Annotated in this window: 3 protein-coding genes; all 3 read right to left on the bottom strand. The window is 69.4% G+C overall.

Going from position 1 to position 9143, the window contains the following annotated elements:
* Nucleotides 1-1679: tetratricopeptide repeat-containing protein (locus tag RKP46_RS16460; RefSeq protein WP_311107623.1), on the bottom strand; the 1679-nt coding region annotated here is incomplete at its 3' end.
* The gene (locus RKP46_RS16455) at nt 1676-2854 is read right to left on the bottom strand and encodes a patatin-like phospholipase family protein (RefSeq protein WP_311107622.1); all 1179 of its coding nucleotides are present in this window, start codon (nt 2852-2854) and stop codon (nt 1676-1678) included. The genes RKP46_RS16460 and RKP46_RS16455, both read right to left, overlap by 4 nt.
* The gene (locus tag RKP46_RS16450; RefSeq protein WP_311107621.1) at nt 2851-8865 is read right to left on the bottom strand and encodes a CHAT domain-containing protein; all 6015 of its coding nucleotides are present in this window, start codon (nt 8863-8865) and stop codon (nt 2851-2853) included. The genes RKP46_RS16455 and RKP46_RS16450 overlap by 4 nt, the downstream gene beginning before the upstream one ends.
* Nucleotides 8866-9143: the final 278 nt, after the last annotated feature.

Genomic DNA, 9143 nt, shown 5'->3' with positions numbered 1-9143 from the left:
AGCAGGCGAGCGTATTCGGCCTGGATCGCGCGCAGGCGGTCGCCTTGCCGGCGGCGTTCGTCGTGCATGGCGGCGGCGACCGGCAGCGCGCTCAGCTCGGCTTCGCTGCGCTCGACGGCGGGCAGATCGCCAAGGCCGAGCGCGGCTTCCCAGCGCGCGGCGAGTGTGCGGAAGCGGCGGTAGGCGTCGGCGTTGCCGTCAGCGCCGGTATCGGCAGCAGACTCGGCAGCGGCATCGGCAGCGCCATCCGCGTCGGCGGGCGGAGGCGAGGTTTCCGCCAGCCGGACGATCTCGTGGCGGACGCGTCTGGCCTGCACGGCGTCGGCGATCGCTTCGTCGCGGGCGCCGCGCTTGAGCGATTCGAGCGCCTGCAGGTCGAGGAGGAAAGCCAGGCGGCTGCCGCTCGCACAGTCCTGTTTCAGGCGGAAGCAGCGCTCGTACGCGGCGACCGCCTGGGCGAGGTCGTCCGGCTGTGCGCGCAGTTCCCACAGTTGCTGGTGGACCGCGCCCCAGAGGAGCAGCGTTTCGGGATCGTTGGTCGTTTCGGGCGAAACTTCGCGCAGCAGGTGGCAGGCGGCGTGCAAGGCCTCCTCGCTGCTCGGCTGAGCGCTGCGCGCAGTGGCCAGGGCGAGTTGCTGGATGACGAAGGCGTCGTTGGGCCGTTGTGCGTAGACCTGGCGCAACAGGGCAACGGCGCGCGCCGCATCGCCCGACCGTCCAGCCGGCGGATTCAGTTCGGCGAGCGCGGCATCGAGCCAGTGCTTGGCGGTCGTCGGCGGCAGCGCAGGAGTTTCGTCGGCGACGCCGCGCTCGGGCGTTGGCGCCGATTCCCTCATCGATTCCCTCATCGATTCCCTCATCGATTCCCTCATCGATTCGCTCATCGATTCGCTCATCGATTCCGTCGTCCATTCGGGGAGGCTGTCTGGAAGCTTGTCGCTGTTGTCCGCCGCAAGCGGACTCCGGCGCGAGGAAACGGGCGGCAACATCGTATCGCGCCCGCCGGCGGCGCGGTCGCCACCCAGCCCGCGCCCGCCCGAGCGGAGCGCGAAGGCGAAGCCGGCGAACTTGCCGGGGTGTTCGCCAGCGTGTTCCCGGGGGTGTTCGCCGGCGCGTTCGACCGTACGCAGCCGGCTTCCTCGGGTCTCGCCGCCGCGCGTCGTGGCCGCCGGCGAGGCGCCACGTTGCGGCGGGCGCAGGTCGGGCAGGAAGGTGTAGACCGGGCTATCCGGCACGGCTTCGCTGAGCGCCGCCTGGATGGCCTGGGCGAGCGCGCTGCGGAAGCGCCTGGCTTCCTGCGCGCCGATGTCTTCGCCGAGGTGCTTGTAGCTGTGAATGACGATGTGGCTGACGTCGAAGGGATTCTTGAACTGCGCCTCGGCGACGATGATCGTCGCTCCCGGGCGCAGGCCGTAGCGGATGCCGAGTTCGAAAGCGGCGTTGACGTTGTAGGTCGACAGGTCGGCGATCACCAGATCGGCTTGCAGCAGCATTTCGTACATCGGCCGGTCGATCACTCCGGTATGCGGAATCTCGTCCGCCCGCACACAGACCAGGCCGGCCGCCTCGACCGCTTCCTTGATGATCGCGTACGAGGCGTCCAGGTCGAGCACGCGTCCGTCGGTGAAGTCGGTCCGTTTGCCGAAGCCTTGCACGACGAAGCACGTCTTGCCGCTCATGCAAATCCCCGCAGGTGTTCGATGCGGACGCAGTGCTCGGCGTAGGTCCGACCGACGCGCTGAATGTCGGGGATGTATTTCACCGAATCGAGCACCTGAACGTTCTCCGCCTTGATCTCGGCCAGGCCGAGCGCGCCGAGACCGCTCTGGCTGACGTCCGGATCGTAGCGCACGTAGGCGAACTGCTTGCTTGCGCTGGCGTTGCTTGCGCCGCCGGCGGGAATGACCATGTCGCCGAATTCGCGGTCGATCGGCGCCCCGAAGCGGCATTCGCCAAGCGTTCGGCAGGCCATGTCCCAGCCGGCAAGCGCTGCGTTCATCAGCGCCCCGGGCAGGTTGCGCGCATTGTCGAGCAGCCAGAGATCGCTCGCTTCGAGGTCGGGCCGGGCTTTCGCGGCGTTGCCGGTGCCGACCGAAACGATCAGCAGGCGATCGCTGCCGGTCGGCCAGCAGATCTTGTAGGGTGCCGCGGTGGCCATCTGGAAAGCGAGAAACGCCGGGTTGTTGTAGGTGGTCACGCCGCCGTCGACGAAGATGAACTGGTACTCGTCCGGCGTGCCGCGGGCGAAGGTGACGACCTCCGGCGGGAAGAACGTCGGCGCCGCGGTGCTCGCGCGGACAAGTTGCCAGAGCGGCAGACGCAGGTTGCAATCCTTGCGCGCCAGTTGGTTGTACTTGCCGCGCGGATTGTTAGACACCGGCCACGGCGAATCGGTCGTTGCGTTGCGCATGACCATCATCAGCAGCGTGCGCAGACCGGCGTCGCCGAGCGTCGCGTTCGGTTCACCGGGCCTGGCGACGTGCGCCAGCGCCTGGTCGAGCTCCTCGCGCAGCTTGGCCGCCAGCGGCTCGTCGTTGTAGCTGTACTGCAGGCGGTGGAGCAGCGATGCCTTGTCGAACATCTGCTCGCCGCTATCGACATAGAAGCTGCGGATGCGCTCCATCGGCATGCCGGCCGAGATGCACGCGGCGATGATGGCGCCGGTACTCGTCCCGCAGACGAAGTCGAAATAGTCGGCGAGGACGAGCTTGGGCTGGCCCAGCGCGCTGCGCAGCTCGCGCTCGAGCCGGGCCAGGATCTCGACGCTGATCAGGCCAAGGATTCCGCCGCCGTCACAGGCGAGGATCTTCTTGCTTCCGCCGGCGTCGATCCGGCTGATGAGGTTCTGGTTCATGGCGTCTCCTTCGAGGCAGCAGCGCCGGACGGCGCGGAAGAGGGCGATGCAAAGCCAGCCAGGCGCTCGGCAAGCTGGGTGAGGACGTCGGCGCGCTGCGCGTCGGCCCGCTGCGCGTCGTCGCGCCGACCGGCTGCTTCGACCGCTGCGCTCGGGTCCGCCGGCGGCGCCCCGTCGGCTGCCGCTTGCCGTCTGCGCAGCAGGCTGGCGAGCAGCCGGAGCTGCCGGGCGACCGAGTCCCATTGCCGGCCACTGTACGGCACTTCCCTGGCCAGTTGGCGGTAGGCATTCTCCAGCGCGTTGCCCGGGTCGGTCGGATCGTCGCCGAGCAGCCATTCGACGACAGCGGCGTCGGGTCGCCCGACGGCGTCCCAGAAGTCCTTGCTGGCGGCGAAGCGCTGGCTCGCCTGCGCGCCGCATTGACGGGCGACGTCGACCGCGCGCGCGCGGTCGCGCTCAGCGAGCTTGCCGGCCAGCCAGTGCAGCGGGAGTGCGTTCAGTGTGTGGTACGGCTGGCTGTGCGGCGGCTGTCCCCGGCTGGTTGCCAGGTACGCGTCGGCGGCCTTGCGCAGCGCCTGGGCGACCTCGCTCCAGGGCGAATCTGCCGCCGCCAGCGCGCAAGCGCGCCGCTTGAGCGCGCTGCCGAGCAGCGCGTTGCGTTCGGCGTTGCCCATATTGGCTGAACTGCGCGCGGCCGGCGACTGGTCGACGGCACGATTGAGCGCCTCGAGGCGTGCGATGGCCATGTCGATCAGTAGCTTTCCTTCCGCCAGGCGACCGCTGTCGGCCAGCTTCTCGCCTTGTCGCGCTTCCAGATTGGCCAGTTGTTCGACCGCCCGACAGGCGACGCGACCGGCCTCGTCTTCGTTCTGCAGCGCTGCCAGGTAGGCGGCGTGAGCCGCCGCGAAACCGCTTTCGCCGAGGTCGGCGTAGAGCGCGGCGACACTCTGCTGTACCTCGGGCCGCGTGCTCCACTCCGGCGGGCAGCGCGCGAACTGCTGCTGCAGCCAGCGCTGCTCGTCGGCGAAGGTCGGTGGCGAGCGCCGTCCGGCCTGCGCCGGGCGGCCGAGACGACGGCCGTCGATGCAGGCGATAAGTTCCTCGACGGCCACCAGCGGGCGGTCCTGGCGCTGGCGCCCAGAGCTGTCCGGGCCAAGCCGGTAGCCGGGGTCGCCGTAAGCCTGGTAGGCGCCCCAGGTGTTGCTGGCGGCGTGCTTCTCGTAAGTCTCGCGGCGCGCAGCGAAGACCGCCTCGCCGTAAGCACGGCCGGCGGTAAGTTCGGCGAAGAAGGTCGTGGCAAAGGTTTTCGCCGCCTGGTCGTCGACCGCCCAGCCGGCAGCGATGACGCAGCGCACGCCGATGTCGATCAGTTCGCGTGCCAGACTGTAGGCGAGACGATTTGGCTGGCTCTCGTGACTCATGCTGCCGACGTGGCAGCAGCTCAGGAAGACGACTTCCGGAACGACTTCCATCAGGCCGATCTCGACCGCCGTGATCAGGCTGCCGTCGGAAAGGACGACGCCGGTGTAGCGCCGACCGTCGCGTCCCGGCAACTCGAAGATGCCGTGCGCACAGACGGTGAGCAGCCGGTAGGGCTGGTCGTACAGGTGCGCGAGCACTTCGCCGGCGTCCTTGCCTTCGCCGCAGAAAGCGACCTGCCAGCCAGCCTGGCTGAGAATCGCGCGCACGGCGTTGCCCTCGGCGATCGCGCCGGGCAGACGGTCGAGTTCGTCGAGCACACCCGGGAAGCGGTTCTTGAAGCCGAGCGTGCTGGGCGCGACGATGACGCACGCCGAGCGCGTATTGGCGGTCGGCACGGCGCCGCGAAAACGCGCCGTGATCAACTGCCGGATCATCGGTGCGCGCACGGCGAGCGGCTGATCGTCGGCCTGCAGCAGTTCCCAGGGCAGGCTGGCGGTGTAGCTGTCGAGCACCAGCAGCAGCCGGCTGCCGGCGCGCGCCGCCGCCTTGTAGTCGATCGGCAGCATCAACTGGAAGAGCGTGCGTGCCAGGCGCGGGTTATTCCGGTTGTTCAGGCGCTGCTGGCGGACGAGCGCTTCGATCAATCCCGGCTGGCGCTGCTGGACGAGCGTTTCGGCGCGCGCGCGTTGGCTGAGAAAGACGTACTTGAGCCGCTCGGGAAGATACGGCGGGGCGGGTGGCGCCTCGTCCGCGGCGGGCTGCGCGCCGGCCGCGTGCTGGCCCGGGCAGCCGGCCAGCAGCCGGCGACGCAGCTCGGGCGGCAGCGGCGAGCGCGGCTCGACGTCGTAGCACTCGGGCGGGCAATTGACTTCCGGCGCATCGGCGTCGGTGATGATCAGCCGCGACCAGTAGCCCCAGCCCTGTTCAGCCGACAGGCGGTCGCGTGCGCCCTGGCCGATGCTCAGGCTGCGCGCCGGTTCGAGGCGTGCTTCAAGCGCGCGCAACTGGCTCTCGATCGCCTGCGGCAGCTCGCTGACCGCGTGCGCCGCACTCGTTGCGACGTCGCGATAGAGGTCGATGAACGTCAGCGACGACACCGGCGCACCCGGCTCGGCCGTCATCGCCTGCGCCTGCGCCAGTTGCCGGTTGGCTTCGAGGACGCCGCAGGTGACTGCCGCCACCGAGTCGGCGATGCTGATCTGGGCCACCGAATTGCAGCCGAGCAGCAGGCTGTACAGGCGCACCGGCGCGTCGACGCCGAGCGCGCGCGAGTCGCGCAGCAGAAGCAGCAGGCGGAGGACCGCAGCGCGCACGGTTTCGCTGATCTGGCGCGCGCTGAGCTGGCCGTTGAAATCGCCCAGCCCGACGATGACCGCGCCCGGCCGGCTGCCGCGCGCCGCCTGGCTGGCGCTGGGCGGGCTGAGCACGATGGCCGAGGTGCCGATCGGACCGGCATAGACGCCGAGGCGCTGGCGTTCGCTCAGACGGCCTTCCAGGCGTTCGTCGAGGTCGGCTTCGGCGGCGGCAAGCGGGTCGCCGACGAAGTGGCCGCAGAGCAGCGGCTGATCGATGAAACGCAGGTCGCCGGCGACCACATTGACCGCCAGCGTCGCTTTGCGGGCGCGCACGCGCCGGCGCGGGCCGCTGCCGAAGATCGCGCGCGCCAGTTCTTCCTCACCGGGAACGACGGGCGGCGGCGCCTCCAGAACGACCGGCTGAACCGCCGCTCCGCGCGTCCGCGGCAGCCGGTCGAGGCGGCTGGTGCTGCCGCTGGTGAGCAAATCGAAGATCGCCGGAAAGTACTCCGCTGTGCCGGTCAGGTCCGAATGTTCGACCGGCATGTACCAGCAGCGCTCGCCTTCCGGCAGATTGTCCAGGCGACCTGATTGCCAGGTCACCGAGCCGTCGCCTTCACTGGTAAAGAGAAGCTGCAGGCGGCCATCGGCCTGCGCCAGACCGCACGGCGTCTGTTCGCCCTGGCCGAAAACGTAAGCGATGCGCTCGACCGGTTCGGCGACCTTGTCGTCGGCGAGCAGCGTGTCCCAGACCGACCTTGCCCGGTCGAGCATCGCTTGCTGCGGTCGCGCGCCGATCTGCCCGCCGAACCAGCGATCGCGGTTGCGCCCCTTCAGCGCTTCCCAGGTTTGCGCGCTGTAGTAGTCAGGCTCGCCCGGCGCGGCAGCGCCGCTCGCCGACGGGCGCGGCAACAGCGAGAGAGCCCCCGGGAAGCCGGCGACGATGTCGAGAATCTCCTGCAGGTCGTGCTTGCCGTCGAGCGTCGCCAGACCACGCATCGCGCTCGTCTTGCCGAGCAGCGTGTGCACCATCAGGTGCGCGCCACGGTTCGGCGTGCCGAGCATCAGCAGACGACCGCCCGATTTCAGCACGTCCGACCAGGTTTGCGGGAACTTCTTCATCCAGGCGCGCGCGACGAGGCCGCCCATACTGTGCGCCAGCAGGCGCAGTGGCTGCCCGGGCTGGTTCTCCAGCCTTTGCCGAATGACCTGATCGAGTTGCTCGAGGCTCTGCTCGATCGGCAAGCGCCAGTCGTAAGGATGGCGAATGACCTCGTGCGTGCCGGCGAGGACGTCGGCCAGGTCGCCGTAGAAGCGCTCCCAGATGTCCTCCGGGCAAATCCCCGGGTCGTTCTCGTCGGCAATACGCTCGAGCTGGCCCAGGCCGAGGCGCAGGAGATTGAACCAGATGCGGTCGAGCTTGCCCTTGCCGTCACGCACAGCGATGTGCGAGCCCATGATTCCCGGCAAGACGACGATCGCCGGGCGCGCCTGGCTGCCGACGGCACGCGTACGCCCAGCCTCGCGTTCGCCCCACGGTTGCCGCGGCGCGTCGTCGAGCGGCTGGAATTCCGGCTGGCTCGCCGGGTCGCCGGTCAGCCAGCCATGCAGCGCCAGACGCGTCAGCGAATTGGCGAAATAGCGGAAGTGGCTGACCGCTTCGCCCTGGTGATAGAGATAGCGCGCACCGGCGCGCGCCGCGAGCCCGGCGTACATCGAATCGGTGTCGACGACCAGGTCGTTGTCGTGCCGGTCGAACAGCCGCCAGTCGCAGAACAGGTTGGCGACTCGCCGGCCGAGCTGACCGAGACCGAAACCGGAGAACTCGGTATCGCCGGCGATCACCGCCAGCGCGATTCCGTCGCGCCGGCGCGTCGCCGGATGCGCAAGAAAAGCCGCCAGCGGCGAATCGACGCGCATCGCGGCAATCCCCGGGATCATCCGCGGATCGATCCGCCGGCCGGCGATTTCCAGCACCAGCCGCTTGACCACGGCCAGCGCACTCGAAGCGAGACGCCCGGCCGCCTGGCCCGCCGCCGGACCGCCGAGCGCCGAACCGACAGCGCTGAGCAGCGCGCCGCCGCCCCATTGCAGCAAGTTGAGAAAGTCCGACAGCGCGACCTCGAGGTTGTCGGACAGAAAGCGCGTACCGCGTGCCGGACAGGCGACGCGCACGTAGCGCTCGACGGTGATCCGCCGCTCGCCGATCAACTGCACGATACGCCGCAAGCGTGCGCGCTCCTCGGCCAACTCGCGCTGCAGACCCATCGCGTCGTCGGCCGGCGCCAGTAGCATCGACGCGCTGGCCATCTGATACGCCTCGAGGGCTGCCTCGTCCACCTGGCCGAGGCAGAGCAGATCGCCGACCAGGCCGCCGCGCGAATGCGTGACCAGCGCCAGGCGAGCGCCTTCGGGCAGCGCCTGCAGCAGTTCGAGCGCGTTCTCCACCGGGCTCTGCGAGAAGCTGCGGTGCTCGTAGCCAAAAACGCCACCGGGGAACCTGGCCTGCAGGTCGTTCCACGTATTCTCGTCGGCGAGCAGGTCGCTGAAAGCCCCCATCGTGTAGGAGCCGGTGCCGTGAATGAAGAGCAGCATGCGCTTGCCGGCGCCTGCTTCGGCCAACCGCGGGTCGCCCGGCGGGCAGAAATCCTCGGCGCCGATCGTCTGCTTCTGCCAATGGTAGAGGCCCGGGCGGCCGGCCAGGCGCGATTCGATCGTCCACATCAGCGCCTTCGCCCCGAGGAAGCTGGCGACGCCAAACGCCTTGTCGGGCAGCTTCTCGGTCAGCTCATCGCTGAGCTGGTCGATCGCCCAGTCGCGCGCCAGACTCATCGCTTCTTCGGCGAGACCGTCGGCCGGCAGACGGAGCACCGAGACCATCTTCCAGACGACCTCGAAGAACCCGCGTTGTGCAGCGTTGCGGTCGACGAAGCGGCTCAGGTCCAGTTCGCCGTCGACGATCGCCTCCGGGCACAGACGCTCGATATCTGCGCGCAACCGCTCGGCATGCACGAAGATCGTCGTTCCATCCTCCGCTTCCAGCGCGAGCACACGTTGATCGCCGGCCTCGATCGCCTGAGCGGTTGTCGCCGTAGCGTCACGCGTCGCGCCAGGCAGGGCATAAGTGGCCTCGACGGTCAGCCCGGCGAGGAGCGGTTCGAGCGCCGCATCCGCGGCGCGCGTCGCGTTGCGCAGCACGCCGGGCAGTTCGCCGGCACGCTGGCGCACTGCCAGCAGGCGCAGACCGGCCGTGGCTGGCGGCGGCTGCAGGTCGGGCTTGGTTTCGTCTGGCATACGGTTCTCCTTGCCTGAGTGGGTCAATCGGGACCAGCAGAAGCACGTCCGCACCGGCGCGCCGGGAGGCACGTGCTGGACGGCACGCGCACCTTGCTCGCCGGGCACGGCAGCAGCCAAGGCAAGGCGGGTCGGCCCGTCGCCAATCCGCCGTCGCCGCGCAGCCGGACAACGACAGCCGTCGGCCAAACGACGTCAGGTTTGCCGCCGCCAGCCTGGAACTCGCCGCTGCACCCTGGAACTCGCCGCTGCACGGGAACAGAATAGCAGAAGCGACT

This window comes from Accumulibacter sp., assembly GCF_031732815.1.
Taxonomy (GTDB): Bacteria; Pseudomonadota; Gammaproteobacteria; order Burkholderiales; family Rhodocyclaceae; genus Accumulibacter.
This window is presented reverse-complemented; position numbering and strand designations above follow the sequence as displayed.

Bases quoted from the DNA above. Each gene is read 5' to 3' on its own strand.
- RKP46_RS16455 (WP_311107622.1), bottom strand. From the start codon at position 2,854: ATGAACCAGAACCTCATCAGCCGGATCGACGCCGGCGGAAGCAAGAAG.
- RKP46_RS16450 (WP_311107621.1), bottom strand. From the start codon at position 8,865: ATGCCAGACGAAACCAAGCCCGACCTGCAGCCGCCGCCAGCCACGGCC.